19 protein-coding genes and 1 other RNA gene are annotated in these 19,316 nt (G+C 41.6%); 12 read left to right on the top strand and 8 right to left on the bottom strand.

Annotated features, from left to right (window positions below; all coding sequences use genetic code 11):
- Positions 1-72: 72 nt before the first annotated feature.
- A non-coding RNA gene (gene ssrS, locus BLQ60_RS01010) (6S RNA) lies at positions 73-255 on the top strand.
- A 534-nt stretch (positions 256-789) separates the two neighbouring features.
- On the top strand, positions 790-1,929 hold the full coding sequence (locus BLQ60_RS01005; protein ID WP_092614715.1) for an acyl-CoA dehydrogenase family protein: 1,140 nt from the start codon (positions 790-792) through the stop codon (positions 1,927-1,929).
- A 66-nt stretch (positions 1,930-1,995) separates the two neighbouring features.
- Here the strand turns inward: BLQ60_RS01005 and BLQ60_RS01000 are convergent, their stop codons facing one another.
- Both BLQ60_RS01000 and BLQ60_RS00995 read right to left on the bottom strand, forming a co-directional pair.
- Entirely contained in the window at positions 1,996-3,141 is a 1,146-nt protein-coding gene (locus BLQ60_RS01000) for an MFS transporter (protein WP_092614712.1), read from the bottom strand.
- A 145-nt stretch (positions 3,142-3,286) separates the two neighbouring features.
- The gene (locus tag BLQ60_RS00995; RefSeq protein WP_092614708.1) at positions 3,287-3,883 is read right to left on the bottom strand and encodes a TetR/AcrR family transcriptional regulator; all 597 of its coding nucleotides are present in this window, start codon (positions 3,881-3,883) and stop codon (positions 3,287-3,289) included.
- 105 nt (positions 3,884-3,988) lie between these two features.
- Between BLQ60_RS00995 and BLQ60_RS00990 the strand changes: the two genes are divergently transcribed.
- The 3 genes from BLQ60_RS00990 (at position 3,989) to BLQ60_RS00980 (ending at position 7,432) form a co-directional block, all read left to right on the top strand.
- Positions 3,989-4,738 (top strand): hypothetical protein, encoded by a 750-nt coding sequence (locus BLQ60_RS00990; RefSeq protein ID WP_244515926.1) that lies wholly within the window; start codon positions 3,989-3,991, stop codon positions 4,736-4,738.
- Between the two features lie 368 nt (positions 4,739-5,106).
- Positions 5,107-6,321 carry an OmpP1/FadL family transporter gene (locus BLQ60_RS00985; protein WP_092614705.1) on the top strand — a complete coding sequence of 405 codons (1,215 nt, stop codon included), beginning with the start codon at positions 5,107-5,109 and terminating at the stop codon, positions 6,319-6,321.
- Positions 6,322-6,601: 280 nt separating this feature from the next.
- The gene (locus BLQ60_RS00980) at positions 6,602-7,432 is read left to right on the top strand and encodes a hypothetical protein (protein WP_092614701.1); all 831 of its coding nucleotides are present in this window, start codon (positions 6,602-6,604) and stop codon (positions 7,430-7,432) included.
- A gap of 145 nt (positions 7,433-7,577) precedes the next feature.
- Here BLQ60_RS00980 and BLQ60_RS00975 read toward each other — a convergent pair whose 3' ends face one another.
- On the bottom strand, positions 7,578-7,826 hold the full coding sequence (locus tag BLQ60_RS00975; RefSeq protein WP_092614698.1) for a hypothetical protein: 249 nt from the start codon (positions 7,824-7,826) through the stop codon (positions 7,578-7,580).
- A gap of 280 nt (positions 7,827-8,106) precedes the next feature.
- On the opposite strand from BLQ60_RS00975, the gene rdgB reads away from it, so the two are divergent.
- Entirely contained in the window at positions 8,107-8,757 is a 651-nt protein-coding gene (rdgB, locus tag BLQ60_RS00970; RefSeq protein WP_092614695.1) for an RdgB/HAM1 family non-canonical purine NTP pyrophosphatase, read from the top strand.
- Positions 8,758-8,916: 159 nt separating this feature from the next.
- Positions 8,917-10,209 carry an Mrp/NBP35 family ATP-binding protein gene (locus tag BLQ60_RS00965; RefSeq protein WP_092614692.1) on the top strand — a complete coding sequence of 431 codons (1,293 nt, stop codon included), beginning with the start codon at positions 8,917-8,919 and terminating at the stop codon, positions 10,207-10,209.
- A gap of 71 nt (positions 10,210-10,280) precedes the next feature.
- Here BLQ60_RS00965 and rplT read toward each other — a convergent pair whose 3' ends face one another.
- Positions 10,281-10,640, bottom strand: a complete 360-nt coding sequence (gene rplT / locus BLQ60_RS00960) for a 50S ribosomal protein L20 (RefSeq protein WP_092614689.1) — start codon at positions 10,638-10,640, stop codon at positions 10,281-10,283.
- Positions 10,641-10,651: 11 nt separating this feature from the next.
- Positions 10,652-10,849, bottom strand: coding sequence for a 50S ribosomal protein L35 (gene rpmI / locus BLQ60_RS00955; protein WP_092614686.1), 198 nt, complete (start codon positions 10,847-10,849; stop codon positions 10,652-10,654).
- Between the two features lie 393 nt (positions 10,850-11,242).
- Between rpmI and BLQ60_RS00950 the strand changes: the two genes are divergently transcribed.
- Complete coding sequence (locus BLQ60_RS00950) at positions 11,243-12,046, top strand: oxidoreductase (RefSeq protein WP_244515925.1); 804 nt, start codon at positions 11,243-11,245, stop codon at positions 12,044-12,046.
- A 75-nt stretch (positions 12,047-12,121) separates the two neighbouring features.
- Entirely contained in the window at positions 12,122-13,126 is a 1,005-nt protein-coding gene (locus tag BLQ60_RS00945; protein ID WP_092614680.1) for an NADP-dependent oxidoreductase, read from the top strand.
- Positions 13,127-13,199: 73 nt separating this feature from the next.
- Here the strand turns inward: BLQ60_RS00945 and BLQ60_RS00940 are convergent, their stop codons facing one another.
- Positions 13,200-13,631 carry an ABZJ_00895 family protein gene (locus BLQ60_RS00940; protein ID WP_092614677.1) on the bottom strand — a complete coding sequence of 144 codons (432 nt, stop codon included), beginning with the start codon at positions 13,629-13,631 and terminating at the stop codon, positions 13,200-13,202.
- A 486-nt stretch (positions 13,632-14,117) separates the two neighbouring features.
- Between BLQ60_RS00940 and BLQ60_RS00935 the strand changes: the two genes are divergently transcribed.
- The 3 genes from BLQ60_RS00935 (at position 14,118) to BLQ60_RS00925 (ending at position 16,569) form a co-directional block, all read left to right on the top strand.
- Positions 14,118-14,792, top strand: coding sequence for an HD-GYP domain-containing protein (locus BLQ60_RS00935; RefSeq protein WP_092614674.1), 675 nt, complete (start codon positions 14,118-14,120; stop codon positions 14,790-14,792).
- Between the two features lie 144 nt (positions 14,793-14,936).
- Entirely contained in the window at positions 14,937-15,938 is a 1,002-nt protein-coding gene (locus tag BLQ60_RS00930) for a Tim44 domain-containing protein (RefSeq protein WP_092614671.1), read from the top strand.
- A 133-nt stretch (positions 15,939-16,071) separates the two neighbouring features.
- Positions 16,072-16,569: a hypothetical protein gene (locus BLQ60_RS00925; RefSeq protein ID WP_092614668.1), complete on the top strand. Its 498-nt coding sequence runs from the start codon at positions 16,072-16,074 to the stop codon at positions 16,567-16,569.
- Positions 16,570-16,585: 16 nt separating this feature from the next.
- Here the strand turns inward: BLQ60_RS00925 and BLQ60_RS00920 are convergent, their stop codons facing one another.
- Both BLQ60_RS00920 and BLQ60_RS00915 read right to left on the bottom strand, forming a co-directional pair.
- A complete protein-coding gene (locus BLQ60_RS00920) occupies positions 16,586-17,728 on the bottom strand; it encodes a 3-deoxy-7-phosphoheptulonate synthase (RefSeq protein WP_092614666.1) in 1,143 nt (380 codons plus the stop codon).
- Between the two features lie 388 nt (positions 17,729-18,116).
- Entirely contained in the window at positions 18,117-19,232 is a 1,116-nt protein-coding gene (locus tag BLQ60_RS00915) for an S-(hydroxymethyl)glutathione dehydrogenase/class III alcohol dehydrogenase (protein ID WP_092614663.1), read from the bottom strand.
- Between the last annotated feature and the right edge of the window lie 84 nt (positions 19,233-19,316).

Below are 19,316 nucleotides of genomic sequence, written 5' to 3'. Positions count from 1 at the left end.
TTTTCATCTGAATTTGCGCTCAAATTAAACAAAGGCATTTGTACATTGTTTTGATCAAGCGTTATAATAAGTTCAACTCTGGGATGTTTGCCAACGGGTCTATTCCCCTGAGCCGATATCATCACTTACGGATATGTTCTGTATGGTTTGGGTGTATGTCTACCTTGAGTAGAAAACCGAAAAATGATACGTCATGTCCACCTTGAACTTTAGGGTTCAAGGGTAACGACTAGTAGCGGCATCTTCGGAGTTATTTATTTCAATAAATACAACAAGTTACAAAACAAAGTTAAATCAAATTTCAGTCATTAGCTGGTATATTTTGAAAAAGTATACCTCTCGTAAACTTACACAGCATTACCTTTCATTATATTTCGAGCTCTCCAAGTATTATTTCCAACAGTTTAAATGACAAAGTTATTTTGCGATTAGATAAGATATTTGATTTTTGTTAGTCAGTCTGAAGCCTCCCCCTACAATGCTGTGTAAAAGCAAGTTTTCACTTTGTTATAGATTAAAATTCCCCCCTATAGACTTATAAACTATCATTTAAAAAGCAGAACAAAAAACCTTGCATATAAGTTAAACTTACATTATTCTCATTTATAGCAACTGAGGTGCGTTGTAGTCGAGCCTTTCCTCTTTAACATCTTTACCTCATTTCTGCTTAAGGATTTGCAGTTTTAGAATGCGGTAATTCAATCCGACCGCATTCTTTTTTTATTCAGATGGATCAAGGTGATTTCTATAGCAATGCGCTGATTTGAAATGACTTATCGAAGGTTTATTATGCAAAACGATACCGAGTTTGAACTCTTTAGAGACAATTACCGACGCTTCTTAAAAGAGCATGTTGCGCCTTATTTTGAGCAATGGGAAGAAGATGGCATCATTCCACGTGAGCTGTGGTACAAACTCGGTGAGAATGGCTTCTTGTGCGTCGATGTGCCCGAAGAATATGGTGGTTATGGCGCACCGATCGAATATTCGTTGATGTTGGTGCAAGAAACGGCCTATGCGGGTTTTAGTTCACTTGCCATTGCGATCGGCGGTCAAAGTGAGTTGGTTTCGCCATATATCCAAAATATCGGTAGTGAAGAACAAAAGCAATATTGGTTGCCCAAAATGGTAACAGGTGAAGTCGTGACCTGTATTGCGATGACCGAAGCCAATGCAGGCTCTGACCTTCAAGCGATTCGTACCCAAGCGATTGCTGAGGATGATCATTATATCGTTGATGGTTCAAAAACCTTTATCTCTAATGGTATCCATGCCGATCTGATCGTGTTAGTGACCAAGACTGACCCTCAAGCAAAGGCAAAAGGGATTTCCATTTTATTAGTCGATGCCAAGTTGGATGGCGTGAAAAAAGGTCGTGCGCTAAAGAAAATCGGCTTGCACAGCCAAGATACTGCTGAGCTATTTTTCGATCAGGTCAAAGTCCCGAAAAATGCATTGCTTGGCGCAGAGGGACGAGGCTTCACTTACCTCATGCAGGAACTTCCTCGTGAGCGTTTGTGTATTTCCATGACTGCACTTGGCTCGATTTTGGGTGCGATTGAGCTGACCAAAGAATATGTCTTGGTGCGTAAAGCCTTTGGACAAACTTTAAGTCAAATGCAAAATACCCGCTTTGTTTTAGCCAATGCTTATATCAAAGCCCAAGCAGCGCAAGCCTTTGTCGATCAATGTGCTGATTTGTATAGCAAAGATCAGTTAACGGTCACTCAAGTCGCTGCCTTAAAATGCTTTATCACCGACTTACAGTGCGAAGTCATGGATCAGTTGTTACAACTCTTTGGTGGCTATGGCTATATGCAGGAATATCCGATTTCGAGATTGTTCGTAGATGCTCGTGTGCAGAAAATCTATGGTGGCACCAACGAGATCATGAAAGAAATCGTGGCGCGTGAATTACTCGGTAAATAAGCTGTACTCGTTTAAACCGAATCAACTGTAACCACATACTACAATTTACCCTCTCATATTTCCCGATTATACAACAGAGTCTGATCGGGTCTTTTTTTGGGCGATGATCAACAAAACGATAGAAAACAGCATCAATAACAATGGAATAGAAAATAATTCGGTTAGACCAACAGAAAACATTTCAACGTAAATCGGTGCAAGGCTTGCGCCGAGAAATACAATGAATGAATAAATCGCAATCGCCATTCCTCGACTAGCATCATCAGCACGACTAGAAACAATGTAGATAATACTCGACAAAGTCAGTGCTGTACCCGTGCCGATTAAAACGATTGCCAAACCAATCATTTGCGGAACGATTAAGGTAATCATCATGGCGAAAATTGAACACAACAAGCCAATGCAAGTCATCATTGTTGCGCCAAATTTTTGAATCAACGAGCCTGCAACAAAGCTCGCCAACATGCCACAGACCGTAAAAGCACTCAACAGACTTTCATGCCAATGGTAAATATTCAGCGTACCGTGCATTTCTGCTTGGAAAATCACAAAGCCAAACAACACAGTAATTGATGTCAGCCAAGCTGTGATGATTAAGGGATCATTTTTAAGAAAATGAAAACTTTCAATCAAACTATTTTTATGATGACTTGTACCGCTAAAATGCTTAGCACCTAAGCTAATCAAGCTAAAAAAACACAGCGCAAAAACCACACCGCCAGCGATCAACAAGGTCGAAAAATGCCAACCAGTTGCTTTGGCATAATACTGTGCAGTCGGTGCTGCCACGATAAATGAAAAACTCATCATCGCTAGCCCGATCGGTTTAAATTTTTCAGATAAACTTTCGCTTAGTAGCGCCAATCCAATCGGTGGAATACTGGCAGCACAGATGCCTTGCAGGATGCGCAGTAATAATAGAAGTTGGAAATCTTTCATGAGCCCTGCGCATAGTGTTGTCGATGCAGTTAAAGCCAGTCCAACCAACAAGGATGGATAACGTCCGAAGCGATCTGAGATTGGGCCCCAGAGCAAAAAACCAAAGGCATACGCCAACCCAAAAGCAGTGCCGATCAACGATGCCGAAGATGTGCTTATCCCATAATATTGTGCAGTTTCATTGGCGATTGGCAACACCAAATACAATTGTCCTGATGCCAACGCACCTGCACACATCAACGTGATCAATAATATGATGGCACGAACATTCATCTTCAAATCCTCTTGGTTGGCTCATCAAGCCAAGTGTGATACAGCAAATCAGTACAATATTTCGGTGGCGAGTAAATTCTGGACACAACAAAGCCCGATCCATTGCCAAGACAATGGATTAAAAATTTAGCGAGCTAGATTGAGATTATTTTTTACTAAAAATCATGAGTGTGCGTTGCATTGCTTTTTGTATATCCGCATCAGTGTTGGGAATATTTAATGCCAAGGTGTAATAAAACAATGGCGCAACAGCCACCTCTAAAAAATCTCGAGCTTGTGTAGTCGATGTAAGCTCACCACGCTCAATCGCACGAAGCACCATCGGTTCCGCCAATAAAAAGCGTGTTTTCCAGAAATTTTGCTTGGCGTGTTGGGTCGTGTCATCACTATAACCAAGCCATGCTTTAAACAGATTCTGCACAAAAGGCTGCTCAAGTGTTTTGGCAATACTGACCAAGAGTTGATACAAATCATCGTGAATATTACCCGTATCGGGCAGTGGCACATCCGTTTTTAACTGCGCAAGTGCCACATCCATCACCAATTCGAGCTTGGTCGACCAACGCCGATAAATCGATGTCTTATTGACCTCCGCCAATTTGGCAATCTCAGGGATTTCAATGTCGTCATAGCCCTTCGTCTGCAATAGCTCAAAGGTCACTTGATGCACTTTTGCCACCATCTGCTCTGCTCGCCCGCCTGGGCGACGTTTAATTTCAGTATTTGGAAGCGGATTTTCCATGCAAAGCTCACTTGCTCGTTTAATAAAAATGAAAAGGATGACTTTACAACCCAACTAAATGCAACTATAGTTGCTTTTGTTAAATTTGTAAAGGCGTATCAACACATGCAAAAACATCATAACATCCGCCAGAATCTCCATGTATTCATTAATGGCACAGAAATTCCCAATCAAGACATTCTTGCATGGGAAACAGCGCGTGCGATTCAAGTTGCGAAAAAACTTGGAATAAAATATGAAAATCAAACACTTGATGAACTACATCAGCAATTACTGAAACGTAAGCAAGAACTCGGTCACGATGGATTAAAAAAATTACTGGCAACAGAAATTAAACTTTCTGATGTCATGGGTAAAGTCACAGGTAAACTTTCTTTGGGACGTCGTCGCTTTTGTGTGATCGAGATTCTTTCGGAACAAGGCTCTGCTGAGCAATTTGTTGAATGGTTTCAAAATTGTGGAAAAATCAATGACGAACCATCTATGCTTGCGGGGACACCTGACCATTACATCATCTCTACGGTCGATGGACGACAAGAAGTGGTTGAAACCAATGGTGGCTCACCATTCGCTGCCCGCTTCCTGATTAATTATGAGGACTTGTCTAGTCTACGTTCAAAAGCTGATCCCAACTATGACTTACAACTTGCTGGCGTGGCGGTACTTGACAACGGATTATCATTGGGCGGTGTACGGCATCAGTTCCGTAACGAAGGGACAGGCTTTCGTGCAAAATTATTAGTCGAATTTCCGCTCATGATTTTGCCGTCCATTCTCAGTGGTCATCAGTGGCATCTCGCCAGTGAGTTTTCCAACTGGATCATTGCCTCGATCCAACAGCATCTTAAGAATTAAACATTCATTAGGAAGTGAAAAGATTCAGACACGCACCTGAGCTGAAATAGACTTAAAAAATCACAAATCAAATAATCATTACACTTAGTTACAACTGACTTAAATATCAGTTGGACTGATATATTTACACTAAAAATTGATGCAACTATAGTTGCATTAATAAAATACATGCAAAGGATTCTGCATCATCAATACATTGTAAGTCGCACAATGTTGAGCATAAACCTCGCCTGTCATTTTTTAAGTGAATCATTAATGCCTAAGCCTTACGCAAAATGGCTTCTGTATTACCGAGTACAACACGAATATTTCCAGTGAATAATCCGTCACAACATTCTAGGCAAAACACTTTAGGAAGGAATCCTGATATGAAAAAAACTGTTATCTCCACCATTGTCCCAACTGTCATGCTTTGTTCTGCACAGCTTCACGCAGCAGCACTCGATCGTACGGGACAATCGATCTTGCCATTTTTACAACCAGGGAATTACTTTGAGGCAGGCATCGCCATTCTTGATCCAAGGTTATCAGGAAAAATGAATGATGATTTTAATAAAGGTGATCTTGTCGCTGCCGCAGGAACAGATACAGGAGATATTGGCAAAACTTATGTTACACCGTCCGCAGCAATCAAGTTTCAGCCGAGCGAACATGTTTCAGTTGGTTTTATCTATGAGCATCCCTTTGGTGCCGATGCAGGTTATCCAACCAAAGACCTACCAACCTATACCCTAAATGATGACAATACAGGTTCAAAAGTCAAAACCGAAAGTCTTAGTAGCATTATCGGCTATCAACCAAACAAAAACTGGAACCTCTATGGTGGCGTGGTGGTGCAAAGCCTTGAGGCGGAATCGCATGCGCATGGTGCAGGCTTCAAGTGGATGAACTATGACATGAAAGCCCCGAAAGAAACAGGTTACGGCTGGCTCGCTGGTGTTGCCTATAGTGTGCCTGAAATTGCACTACAAGTTGCGCTGACCTATCGCTCGGAAATCGACCATAAAGTCAATGATATGACCGAATCTGTAGCCATTGAGTCACCTGCTGGGGTGATTATAGACTTTGGTACAGAAACCACTTCTGCAACGCTGACCACACCACAAAGTGTCAATCTCGACTTGCAAACTGGAATTGCCAAAGGAACTGTTGCCTTTGCTAATGTGCGCTGGGTCGATTGGAATAAAAACCCAGTACGTCCACCAAAATTGTATGAGTCTACAGAAATTTTAACAGGAAAAGGCACAACATTGGTGTCGTATTATGATGATCAAATTTCGGCAAACCTTGGGGTCGGGCGAAAGCTCAATCAAAAATGGGGCGGTAATGTGTCAGTGGGTTGGGATAGTGGCGCTGGGGAATTGGTCAGTACCCAAGGTCCTGTGAATGGTTACTGGAATGTTGGTGCTGGGCTCAAGTTTAATTCGCAACCGAATTATGACATTTCTTTTGGGGTGAAATACTTTTGGTTAGGCGATGCCAAATCACAATCTGCCTCTGACTTTGGAACGAGCAATTATGATGCCGAATTTACTGATAATAGTCTTTGGGCGTATGGTTTAAAACTGGGCTATCGTTTCTAGGTAATTGTTTGAAAACAATCCCAGTCACCAAAAAACATCATAACCCTCAGCGACCATCCGATGATATTGATCGACCATAATAAAAATCAAAGTTGCTTCATATCATCGTATTTTCTAATAAATAGGAACTTTAACTCTAAACACGGCATGACGAGTTAATCGATTACAAATTGCAATCCTTTAAATCAATATCAGCCAAGCTGATGACTTTACAAAATATCAAAAAGCAACTATAGTTGCATTTATTGAATTTAAATACAATTTAAGCAGAGTGCAAATCATGTCTAAGCCTGAGTTTGAAAAAAAAGTCCCCGTCACTACCGTGGTCAATCATCCCAAACATGGTGCGAACACCCCGTATAAACAGCTTGATACCGCCAATGCACACTATGTTTTGCATGACAATGCCACATCTGAGGCCTATATCGAACATGCCAATATGCGTGGTGTGACGCCAGAGATGATGCTTTGGTTTTTTAAACATCTTGATTGTTATACCACGTACAATCCTGCCACAGGTGATTTCGACGGTCCTGAGATTGCGGTGTATCGTTTATGGCATTGCCGTGATCACATTGCCATCAAGCTCTTAAAACCAGGCAAATATATCGAAGATGCAGACTGTGCGGTATCGTATGATTCGACCTTTAGTATCAATGAAATTATTTTACAAAAATATCCAATCGAATCATGTTCTTTGGTCTACGACCTCTATTATGATGATGAACATGGCAAGCGCATTGGTGATGGCACGCAAGTCAATGGCAGCGATGGCAAAACTAAAAATATTGGTAATTTTGGATTTTGGTTGCTCGGTCCCTTAGGAATGCGCTGTGGTTATATCAATCATTTCTTTAGTGTGGTCGATGCTGAGCAACAAATCTTGTCATTCCATACCCAATTTATTTTAGGTTCACCATCGATCAAAATTTTACATTCATTATTGCCAAAAATCTTACCGAATGGCGCTACGCCTGAACGCTTTTTAAAAGATTGGATTTTGCACAATGTCGAAGAATCAGGTGAATCTGAGAAAATCGTACCGATTTTATTTGCAAATCAAGATAAAGTCTTTCGCCGCTCTGAGCTGTTAAATCGTACTGTACTTTGATATTCAGCAGAACCCTGACTAAGATTGGGAGCACTCCTGATCTAAACAAACAAAAGCATGACCGATTTCAGTCATGCTTTTGTCATTTTTAAAATGTAATGTCTTTCAAACACATGTTATTTGCTTAGCATCAATCGTTTTTGTATTAATGCATATAACTTTGTTGCATGGTCATCAGGAATTTATCATTAATCGGGAATTTCGACGCATCACCAATCACCGAATTGGCACCACAATATGGACATTGTGCAGTTTTACCTTGATCCGACCATTGTTCGATCACATCAGGACTGTAGATTTTAAGACATTGAAAACATCCACAAGCACGACTTGCAAGTAGCTCTATACGATGGAATGTCGCATGTTTAAACGCTTTTTTCGGATTAAGTGACATGGGGTAATTACCTCTTATTTCATTAGATTTCCAACTATATTCAAAGACTTATATGTGTCACTTGCAATGCATAACACGATACGAATTCACAAGCGACATCCTCTAGACTAAATCAATCCGCAATGCTGTAAAGCCCCTTTATCCCCTGCACTGTTTCAAATTATTTCAGAATCATGACTATTACCAAAAATCAGCCAATTAACATTGTTGTTGTTTTGCAAACGCAGACTTTTACTTATAATTCATTTTCAGAATTTTTTAGAACATTAAAGGCGAAACAATGGCACTTTCAACACCAGACCTACACAACAAACTCCCGCAATGGCAAGGTGAAGAGTTGGTGCTCGCCAGCAACAATAAAGGTAAACTGGCAGAATTTGAAAGTTTATTTGCCAACCTGAATCTCGACACCAAAATCATTCCGCAAGCACAGCTGGGGATTGAGGATGCGGTCGAAGATGGTTTGAGCTTTATTGAAAATGCCATCATCAAAGCCCGTCATGCTGCTCGTCAGTCTGGCAAAGCAGCGATTGCGGATGATTCAGGTTTAGTCGTCCCGATCTTAGGCGGTGCACCAGGGATTTATTCTGCACGTTATGCAGGTGAGCACGGTAATGACGATGCCAATAATGCCAAACTCTTAGCATCGCTTTTGCCGTTTCGAGAAGAAAATACGATAATTCCTGCAATGTTTGTCTGCGTCTTAGCTTTGGTTCGACATGCGGATGATCCACTACCGATTGTGGTGGAAGGTTTATGGCATGGTGAGATTTTAACGGAAATTCGTGGTGCACAAGGTTTTGGTTATGATCCGCTGTTTTGGGTTCCAGCGTTGAATTGTTCTAGTGCAGAGTTGCCAAAATCTGAAAAAAATAAAATCAGCCATCGTGGTCAAGCCATGCAAAAACTCGCTTCACATTTTGCAGGTTAATTCGGCGATTGCATCATTTTCTGCCCTATTCAGCTTAATCAATATCCATTGTCAAAAAGCTGAATAGTAAATGCGTGGTTTTTACTTAATATTTTTAAAATTTCTCGATACACTACGTCTTTGTGCGATCAATTTGGCTTCTAGCCTTTGGAGTTTTTCATGTCTTGGTTTTCTGCTTTAAAAGCAAAGTTCTCCCCTAGCAATGAAGCGGCGACTTCGCCAAGTCTGAATGAGCAACGCATTGAGCAGTACCTTGAACAATTCCAACTCCCAAAAAGCAATGATGCGTTAAAAGATCGTATTACTCAGCTGAAAATTGAACAAAATACCTTGCAACTGAGTATTTTTGTTTATGAAAATGAAATTGATGATCTACAACAGATCCATGATGCACTCAGTGAAGATTTAGCAAAAGCAGGTGTAGAAACTTTAAACCTGCATGTGGTGCAAAAGAAAAATCCGCAAGCAAATAGTGAAGCAAAACCTGCAAGTACTACAAAGCCTACAAGCACTGCAAAACTACCACCTGTACAAGATGCCAGTGGTAAAGCTACAACTGAAATTCAAACGAAACAAACTGCTCAACCACACAGCGCATATCAACCAAAGAATGATGAAGCACCCATTAAAAAGCCTGCGCCAACACAGTCCGATGTCAAAGCCCATCCGCATATTCAACATGTGATCGTGGTTGCCTCAGGTAAAGGCGGTGTCGGTAAATCCACCACGACGGTGAATCTTGCACTTGCTCTGCAACAGTTAGGTTTAAAAGTGGGTGTCTTGGATGCAGACATTTATGGTCCAAGTATTCCGACCATGCTCGGCAATGCAGGTCAAACGCCACTGATTGAAAATGAGCAGTTCGTCCCGCTCAATGCTTATGGGATGCCTATTCTGTCGATCGGTCATCTGACTGGCGATGGGCGCACACCTGTGGCGTGGCGTGGACCGAAAGCGACTGGCGCGTTAATGCAACTATTCAACCAAACCCAGTGGCCGAACCTTGATGTGTTACTCATTGACATGCCACCGGGTACTGGCGATATTCAGCTGACTTTGGCACAGCGCATTCCTGTATCTGGCGCAGTAATCGTGACTACACCGCAACATGTGGCATTGATGGATGCGCAAAAAGGCATCGAACTATTTAATAAAGTGAATATCAAAGTGCTTGGTGTGGTGGAAAATATGTCTACACATATCTGCTCGAATTGCGGTCATGAAGATCAGATATTTGGTACAGGCGGCGGTGATCAGCTTGCCACGCAATATCACGTGCCTTTGCTTGGTCATCTGCCACTTAATGCCGTGATTCGTGAAAATACCGATCAAGGCAAACCAAGTGTGATCGCAGAAGATATGACAGCAAGTCATTACCTTGCCATTGCAGAAAAATTAAAGCAGACCATTGTAACTTTACCAACTAAGCAAGATGAGAAGCGAATTTTTTAATTTGCTTTTTCATTATAAACTTACAGACATAAAAAAACGCACCTAAAGTGCGTTTTTTAAATATCAATGACTTAAGCAGCCAATGCACCTTTCGCTTTTTCAGCCAAAGCAGCAAATGCAACCGCATCATGATAAGCGATGTCAGCTAATACGCGACGGTCGATGATTACTTGTGCTTTTTTCAAGCCAGCAATCATACGGCTATATGACAAACCATTTTGACGTGCACCAGCATTGATACGTGAAATCCACAAAGCGCGGAATTGACGTTTTTTCTGACGACGGTCACGGTAAGCATATTGACCAGCTTTGATCACAGCTTGGAACGCTACACGATAAACACGTGAACGCGCACCATAATAACCTTTTGCACGAGCAAGAATTTTCTTGTGACGGCGATGCGCCACTACACCACGTTTTACACGAGCCATTTAAAATCTCCTTAGATGTATGGGCACATACGACGAACTGAGTTCATATCAGAAACATGAACCATTACACAGCCGCGTAATTGACGAATACGCTTTGCAGATTTTTTGGTCAAGATGTGACGTTTGAACGCTTGCTTGCGTTTAAAACCGTTTGCAGTCGCTTTGAAGCGTTTAGCTGCACCACGGCGAGTTTTTAACTTAACTGCCATAACAACCTCTTTTAGATACCTGTTCGGCTCGATTGCACCATGCAATACGACCTGCAGGTAAGGGATGCGGTATTTTACAGAAAAAATGATCGAGATGGAATAGCCAATCCTTATTTTTCAATGGATAAGCCAAATTTTAAAGTATCTATAATTTAAAGTAGCCATTTACAGTTTTGCAAATTTTACTCATGTCCTCAATCGCCTAACTGGATCAAATTAAAATTAAATTATCTTATAAAACAAAATCTTAAGTTTAAATTCAAATAGTTACTATCTTTTTAGTAGTAACAATTATTTTTTTCCGCTATTATTGTTTCATCTTCAAATCACACTTGAACTTAAACATACAAGATATCAAGTGCGATGATCTCAATTTTAAAAAAGGAAGAAGTCATGTCCAAAGTGGTTTTGATTACAGGTGCATCCTCTGGTATCGGTTTGGCAACAGCACAACATTTACACCAAGCAGGTTTGACGGTTTATGGTACCAGTCGTCGTCAAGCCAGTGCGCTTGCTGACGTACCCTTTCATATGTTGCAACTCGATGTCAGCGATGAAGCATCGATTGCCCTTGCCATTCAGCATGTGATAGATGCCGAAGGTCGGATCGATGTGCTGATTAATAATGCGGGTATCGCTTTTGCACCTGCGGCGGCTGAAGAAAGCTCTTTGACACAGGTACAGCAGATTTTTGATACCAACTTTTTTGGTTTGGTACGCATGAATAATGCAACTATTCCGCATATGCGTCAGCAAGGTACTGGTCAGATTATCAATATTGGATCGGTGCTCGGCTTTCTGCCCTTGCCTTTTGGCGCATATTATGCGGCGACCAAACATGCCATCGAGGGCTATAGTGCCTCGCTGGATCATGAATTACGTTCACAAGGGATTCGTGTTAGCGTAATTGAGCCTGCGTATACCAATACTTCGCTCGATGTGAATTTAATCGAAGCAGATCGAAAAATTGACCATTACAATGATATTCGTGCCAAGCAATTGAAAATCATGACCAAATCCATCAATCGCTCAGATGATCCAAGCATTGTTGCCCAACAGATTTTGGCTGTGATTGAGACGGATCAACCCCAACAGGTTTATACTGCGGGTAAAACGGCAAAACGCTTAAAACTGATCAACCGTTTTGCACCAAAACAGCTTTTAGACCGCTTCATTCAAAAAAGTCTAAAATTGTAATTGACAAGCATGCCATTATTTCACTGAACCTAAAAATCGAAACAACAATTTCGAAACAACAATATCGGAACAACAATGAAAGCCATCTTAATTCAACGCTACGGCAAAATTGACGATCAAGTCCAACTGGCTGAAACGGATCAACATCCACTCAAAGCAGATGAAGTGCGCATCCAAGTGCATGCGGCTAGCATCAACCCACTGGATTTACGCATCGTTGAGGGTGAGTTTAAACTGCTCACCCCAGCAAAATTCCCACTCATACTCGGCAATGATCTTGCAGGGACGATTATCGAGGTTGGTGCACAAGTGACGCATCTGCAGGTTGGTGATGAGGTGTATGGCAAAACTGATCATATTCAACATGGCGCATTTGCAGAATTTTGCGTGGTCAGTGCCAAAAATGTGGCGCTCAAACCCAAAAACCTCAGCATGCAAGAAGCAGCATCTTTACCTTTGGTTGCACTTACAGCATGGCAAGCGCTGGTCGAACTCGCCGAGTTAAAAGCTGGACAAAAAGTCTTGATTCATGCGGGTTCTGGCGGTGTGGGTAGTGTTGCGATTCAATTGGCGAAGCATCTTGGTGCCTATGTTGCAACGACGACCAGTGCTAAAAATAGCGATTGGGTTAAAGATCTTGGTGCAGATTTGGTGATTGATTATAAAACCACAAATTTTACCGATGTGATCCAAGGTTATGATGTGGTTCTGGATACCCAAGGCGGTGAAATTTTAGATAAATCAATCCACGTGCTGCAACGTGGCGGACGGGTGATTAGTATCGCTGGACCGCCAGATCAACACCTAGCACAAACCATGGGCGCAAATGGCTTGGTGAAATTGATCATGTCCTTTATGGGGCGTGCGATTCGTAAAAAAGCCAAAAAGCACGGTGTGGAATATCGTTTTTTATTTATGCAAGCAAATGGCGTGCAACTTCAGCAGATTGCACAATTGGTGGAACAACAACACATCAAACCGATTATCGATCGAGTTTATGATTTTGCGGAGACCAAACAAGCCATGCAATACGTCAATGCTGGACGCAGTAAAGGTAAAGTTGTTGTAAATATTGTTTGATTGTAAAAAAGGGGCTGATCAACGTCAGCCCCAATTTGCATAATATTTTTTACAAAATCACATTTTTTCAAAATCAGATTTTTTTCAACATCATCTGCGCAGGTTTTCCCAAAAACCAAAAGCCAAGTAGCACCAAAAACGCATTCACCATCAAGAATATCGAGGCAAAAATTAGTACAAAGGCAAAACTATTCAGCGCATGCCACAGCGGTGCCAAATCCACACTGCCTTGTAATAGAAAAATACCGATCAAGCCAGCCACAATACTATACAGCCAAAATGCCGTAGCACAGCCAATGCTCAAGTGCCAACGTAGCGCCATGTCGGGTACTGCATGTTTCTTTTTTAAATAATGTCGTGTCATCAAATAAAAGCTGATCATATACGGCAACAACACCAACATGCTGAATACTTGCGGTAACAACATCCCCAAAGCACCTAAAGCAAAGGTCAATACAATGAGCCAGCACAGAAAATATAAAATAAATGGAAAAGCGACTTTCATGAATGGTTAGCTAAACATCTGAATAGTGAAGAATTAATAATGTAACATGCTTCACGGATAAAATTATTCAAATTTTCTTAAAGTTTTTGTCAACCAATTACGACTCGCCGACGTTAATAGAAGTGACATTGGTCATATGTAGCACGTGTTAAAAATTACTGTTTAAAAATCCAATTTGCATGGCATCTGCAAAATAGATTTTTAAAAGTGGATTGAAATTGTGCATTGATGATCTTTTCTCCAGCTTGTTCGGTCGTAGTTATGGCATCTTACTACCGCACAAGCCCGAAGATTCGGTCAGTTAAGCCTCGCATCTTAACTGACCTTTATTTTGTCTGAATGTTAAAAATAATTAGACCAACTTCACACTTTATGTTGCAAATATGATATATTTTTGTAAAATTTATCGAATGCTGTGTAAATGAGAAACCGATTAATTTTCAGTTTATACAGTTTAGTATCACATCATGACCTCAAATAGATTTTATGCAGCCTACTCAATTTGCACCACATGCGTTTGCTACCAGCCTCGATGCTGTAGAAAGCGTGCGCAAATCTATGGATCATTTTACGGATGTGTTGTTTAAATTGCATGAATTGCAAGATATTTATACAGCTGGTCATCAACTTCGTGTCGGCATGCTGTGTGAAGCGATCGCAAAGGAATTGGGTTGGGCGGAATATTATTGCCGCAGAATGTTTCAAATCGGGCTGTTACACGATATTGGAAAAATGGCGATCAAACCAGAAGTTTTACATAAGCCTGGCAAACTCACCAGCGATGAATATAGCTATGTCAAAACGCATGTCGTACAGACCTTTGAAATATTAAAGACATTACCTTTTGATTACCCGCTTGCTGAAATTGTCGGTCAGCACCATGAGCGTATTGACGGATCAGGTTATCCGCATGGGCTTACGGGCGAGCAACTCTATCCTGAAGCCAAAATCTTAATTGTCGCTGATGTTGTAGAAGCGATGGGAAATCGGCGCTCTTATCGCCAAGAACTTGGTATTGATGCTGCCTTAGCCGAGATCAAAAAAGGCATGTCGACCAAATACGATCCGCTGGTCTGTGAGGCATTGTTTCGTCTGTTTCATGAAAAATCATACCAACTACCCAAAGATGGTATTGCCCATTTGGACGCCGCTACAGACTAAATTCCGACCGTTTCGCCAAAATAATTGATATTACAAATATAATCATGGCTTGGCGTTGTATTTTGTCACAGCTTTGCACTTGAATTTCATGAGAATTACCGCATTATTAAATAGAAGTTTTTCTCAATATGGAAATTGCATCTTATGCAAAAAAAAATACAAAGCACTGTGCTTGCAGTCTTGTTAACCAGTCTTTTAGCGGTGCCGATTGCTGAGGCAAAACGTGCTGGTGGCGGTAAAAGTTATGGCATGAAACGTCAAAGCTCAAGCCAAAGCTATAATAGCAGTAGCAGCCAAAACAGTGCTAATTCAAATAGCTATGCGCAGCAAAATGCCAATACACAAACCCAACGTCGTGGCTCGAATGTTGGTGGCATGGTTGCTGCGGGTGTGGCTGGTGCAGCGGTTGGCGCTGTTGCTGCCAATGCGATGGCTGATGACGATCGCCAATCCAATCCAACCGCACAGCAAGAAGAAAAAAGTGGCTTTAACTGGATTTGGCTGATCTTGATCGCAGGTATTGCTTTCTTTTTATTCCGCAAGTTTACTGGAAAAAAGCAACAACCCGCAGGCGGTAATCCGTATGCACCGAACAATCAAGGTCAAGGTGGGTCACAAAATGGTCGTACACAATCTACGCCGACTCAAAACCCATTTCAAAAGCAAAATACGCCATCAGGTAATACCAATATTTTCGGTCAACCTTTGAATGGTGGCAGTGCGAGCAACAATACGCCACCGCCAAGTGCGCCATTTGGTGCGACCATGAGCAGTGGCAATGCCCTGCCTGATGGGACTGAGCCTGCAACATTCTTACGTTTTGCACGTCAACGCTTTAATCATATTCAAGCGATGAATAGTGCAAGCAATATCGAAGAAATCCGTAAATATTTCACAGCGGATATGTATCAACAGATGCACCAAGAAATTGCCAATAATCAAGATGTGGCTGAGTTTAGCAACTTGACTGCGAACATTGTGGATCAAGCGACTGAAAATGGTCAATACGTGGTGAGTGTGCGCTTTACGGGTACGGTGAGTGAAGACTTAAATAGCCTACCACAACCCTTTACTGAGATTTGGCACTTTGTCAAAACAGCTGATAGCCAAGAAGAATGGTTGGTGGCTGGGATTCAACAAGTGTAAACCTTTTGGAAATCCACAATTGCATTGAGTAAAATGACTGCCTTAATGGCGGTCATTTTTTTATGGCGAGAATTAGCAATAGCTTTCTAGCGCATGCAAGTTATAATGCCTGAAATTTTTTGAGTATATTTTTATGTCGAATCCATCTGTACCATTATCTGCTGAATTAAAAGAAAAACTCGAAAAATTACAACAGGTGGATCTCACTAAAGCGTCGACTCAACTTTTGCAACGGAGCAACAAAACGCAGCGTCAAGAAAGCTATAAAAATGCATTGGTCGAATTAAATACCAGCTTTGAACAATACCTTGCTGAAGCGATTAGTCTGCGTTTTGGGCTACATGCGGGACAAACTCGTAAACTCCGCTTCAAAAAAGACCGTATTCGCTTACTTAAACAACATGATATTGATTATCTCAGCATTGATGGTGCCAATACCGCACAAGTTTTATCATTGATTTCTCAAAGTATTTTGCATGAAGATGCAGTGGTCACAGCCGATCTGAATGATGCTTTCCCATTTTGGAAAGAAGGCTATCCAATGGTGCAATTTGATAATACCTATGACATTCTTGCAGAGGACATTCAGGTGCATTATCAAGCGCTCATTGAGCGCCTGTTAACGGTATAAACTGGGCAAAAGCAGTTTAAACACATTCCAATGTCTGCGTTTGAATCGGCTCTTGACGTGCCTGATCTATCATCTGAGCTTTTGGGTTTTGGCAATTCGCCACATGCTTTGCCAAATCCGCCAAAGCAGATTCAGTTTCAGCCCAACCGATACAGCCATCAGTCACCGAACAGCCATATTGCAAAACTTTTGCATCAATGGACTGCTTACCATGTTGCAGATGGCTTTCGATCATCACGCCTCTGATTTGTGATTCAGCCAATTGCTCAGCAATCGTGTTCAGCACTTGTGGTTGCAAATCTGGATTTTTTTGACTATTGCCATGACTACAATCAATGATAATTGCACCGTGCATATTGCGCTTTTGCATACGCTGTTGCACCGCTTGAACGGATGCTAAATCATAATTTGTACCATACTGACTGCCTCGTAAAATCACTTGCAAGCTGTCATTTCCAGTACTTTCAATGAGCGACGATTGCCCTTGATTATTTAAACCGAGAAATTGATGCGGATTGCTAGCGGATTGTATGGCGTCGAGCGCAATATCAACATTGCCGTCTGTACCATTTTTAAAGCCAAGCGCATATGGCAAATTACTGGCGATCTCACGATGAATTTGCGACTCACTGGTACGTGCGCCAATCGCTCCCCAACTGTACAAATCATCAAAATAATGACTCAACATCGGATTTAACACTTCGGTCGCCATCGGTAAATTCATTTCAGCAATTTGTACCAATAATTCACGACTCAGCTGCAAACCCTCAGTCAGGCTACTTTGTCCTTTTAGGCTTGGATCATAGACATAACCTTTCCAGCCCACCGTGCTACGAGGTTTTTCAAGGTAGGTGCGCATAACGATTTTTAAGATATTTTGATGCTGATCAGCAAGGGTTTTAAGGCGCTGTGCATACTCAAGTACTGCTTGTGGCTCATGGATTGAACAGGGTCCAACGATGACCAAAAGTCGAGGATCATCCCCATTTAAAATACTTTTAATCTCTTGGCGGTGTTGTGCAATGTGTTGCTGTACGATTTGCGATAAAGCATATTTTTGCTTTAAAGCGTAAGGAGACGGTAAAACTGTGCTTTGCGATGTAGCTTTAGAATCGGTATTTGATAGTTGAGTGTTTATTTGCGCATTAAGGTTTGACATGACTTCGTACTCTTTAAATGTAGTGAATGTTGATGTATTTGATGTTGAATAGTGTTGTAGAGCCAATAACTCGTAAATCGCTCAAATTTAAAATAATTGTTCGCATAAAAATCATTCACTAAATACATTTACATTCTCCAAAACATTTAAAAAAACGAGTTAAATATTCACAACAGACATAAAAAAACCTGATCGGGGTTGCCGATCAGGTATTAACTTGTTGGGCAACCGTCGCCCAAACGCACTCGGGCAATTAATTAAACTGCCAGAAATAAAAATATGCGTTTTGATTCATCGGTTGCTTTAACATCTTGTGTCCAAACTAAGTATCTCATTAAACTTTCAATAACATACCTGTAGTTTGATGCTTTGACAAGCACTTTTGCATTTATTCTGAAAAATGCACTACACTACGGATCGATTTACCCTCATGCATCAGCTCAAAGGCTTCATTGATTTGCTCAAGTGGCATGGTATGCGTGACAAATGGCGCAAGTTCAATCTCACCTTTCATGGCATCTTCAACCATTTTTGGCAGTTGTGAGCGACCTTTTACCCCACCAAAAGCTGTACCTTTCCACGTACGACCTGTAACCAATTGGAATGGGCGCGTTGAAACTTCTTGACCAGCACCCGCCACACCAATAATTACCGATTGACCCCAACCACGATGAGCCGATTCTAATGCCGAACGCATGACATTGACATTACCGATGCATTCAAAAGAATGATCTACGCCCCAATCCGTCATTTCTACGATAACTTGCTGGATTGGTTTGTCATAATCTTTTGGATTGACACAATCGGTTGCACCAAACTGTTTTGCCAATTCAAATTTGTCAGGGTTGGTATCGACCACGATGATGCGCCCCGCTTTGGCTTGGCGAGCACCTTGTACTACCGCTAGACCGATCCCGCCCAAGCCAAATACTGCCACGCTATCGCCTTCTTGTACTTTGGCTGTGTTATGTACCGCACCAATCCCTGTGGTCACACCACAACCAAGCAAGCAAACTTGTTCAGGATTGGCTTCTGGATTGACTTTTGCCAAGGAAACTTCTGCAACCACAGTATATTCACTAAAGGTTGAACAGCCCATATAGTGATAAATCGGCTCGCCATTATAAGAAAAGCGTGTCGTCCCATCAGGCATCACACCTTTGCCTTGTGTGGCACGCACCGCAACGCAAAGATTGGTTTTACCTGATTTGCAGAATAGACATTCTTTACACTCGGCGGTGTACAGCGGAATCACATGATCTCCTGGCGCCACACTGGTCACGCCTTCACCGACTTCAACCACAATTCCTGCACCCTCATGCCCAAGCACGGCAGGAAATACCCCTTCTGGATCATCACCAGATAAGGTAAAAGCATCGGTATGACATACGCCTGTATGGGTGATTTTAATCAGTACTTCACCCGCTTTTGGTGGCGCAACATCGATTTCAACAATTTGTAAGGGTTCACCCGCAGCGAAAGCAACAGCAGCACGAGATTTCATAAAAAATTCCTTATTCATATCTAAATAAATGACAACAGCATCTATGTCACAAGGTTTGCAAGATCAGGAGAAAACTAATCTGCA

The sequence above is a fragment of the Acinetobacter marinus genome (assembly GCF_900096915.1).
In the GTDB taxonomy this organism is placed as follows: Bacteria; Pseudomonadota; Gammaproteobacteria; order Pseudomonadales; family Moraxellaceae; genus Acinetobacter; species Acinetobacter marinus.
This window is presented reverse-complemented; position numbering and strand designations above follow the sequence as displayed.

Coding starts and splice junctions, on each gene's coding strand:
- BLQ60_RS00975 (WP_092614698.1), bottom strand. CDS start 7,826: ATGTCACTTAATCCGAAAAAAGCGTTTAAACATGCGACATTCCATCGT.
- BLQ60_RS00990 (WP_244515926.1), top strand. CDS start 3,989: ATGCAAAAACATCATAACATCCGCCAGAATCTCCATGTATTCATTAAT.
- rdgB (WP_092614695.1), top strand. CDS start 8,107: ATGGCACTTTCAACACCAGACCTACACAACAAACTCCCGCAATGGCAA.
- rplT (WP_092614689.1), bottom strand. CDS start 10,640: ATGGCTCGTGTAAAACGTGGTGTAGTGGCGCATCGCCGTCACAAGAAA.
- rpmI (WP_092614686.1), bottom strand. CDS start 10,849: ATGGCAGTTAAGTTAAAAACTCGCCGTGGTGCAGCTAAACGCTTCAAA.
- BLQ60_RS00915 (WP_092614663.1), bottom strand. CDS start 19,232: ATGAAATCTCGTGCTGCTGTTGCTTTCGCTGCGGGTGAACCCTTACAA.
- BLQ60_RS00930 (WP_092614671.1), top strand. CDS start 14,937: ATGCAAAAAAAAATACAAAGCACTGTGCTTGCAGTCTTGTTAACCAGT.
- BLQ60_RS00920 (WP_092614666.1), bottom strand. CDS start 17,728: ATGTCAAACCTTAATGCGCAAATAAACACTCAACTATCAAATACCGAT.
- BLQ60_RS01005 (WP_092614715.1), top strand. CDS start 790: ATGCAAAACGATACCGAGTTTGAACTCTTTAGAGACAATTACCGACGC.
- BLQ60_RS00985 (WP_092614705.1), top strand. CDS start 5,107: ATGAAAAAAACTGTTATCTCCACCATTGTCCCAACTGTCATGCTTTGT.
- BLQ60_RS00980 (WP_092614701.1), top strand. CDS start 6,602: ATGTCTAAGCCTGAGTTTGAAAAAAAAGTCCCCGTCACTACCGTGGTC.
- BLQ60_RS00940 (WP_092614677.1), bottom strand. CDS start 13,631: ATGAAAGTCGCTTTTCCATTTATTTTATATTTTCTGTGCTGGCTCATT.
- BLQ60_RS01000 (WP_092614712.1), bottom strand. CDS start 3,141: ATGAATGTTCGTGCCATCATATTATTGATCACGTTGATGTGTGCAGGT.
- BLQ60_RS00950 (WP_244515925.1), top strand. CDS start 11,243: ATGTCCAAAGTGGTTTTGATTACAGGTGCATCCTCTGGTATCGGTTTG.
- BLQ60_RS00935 (WP_092614674.1), top strand. CDS start 14,118: ATGCAGCCTACTCAATTTGCACCACATGCGTTTGCTACCAGCCTCGAT.
- BLQ60_RS00925 (WP_092614668.1), top strand. CDS start 16,072: ATGTCGAATCCATCTGTACCATTATCTGCTGAATTAAAAGAAAAACTC.
- BLQ60_RS00995 (WP_092614708.1), bottom strand. CDS start 3,883: ATGGAAAATCCGCTTCCAAATACTGAAATTAAACGTCGCCCAGGCGGG.
- BLQ60_RS00945 (WP_092614680.1), top strand. CDS start 12,122: ATGAAAGCCATCTTAATTCAACGCTACGGCAAAATTGACGATCAAGTC.
- BLQ60_RS00965 (WP_092614692.1), top strand. CDS start 8,917: ATGTCTTGGTTTTCTGCTTTAAAAGCAAAGTTCTCCCCTAGCAATGAA.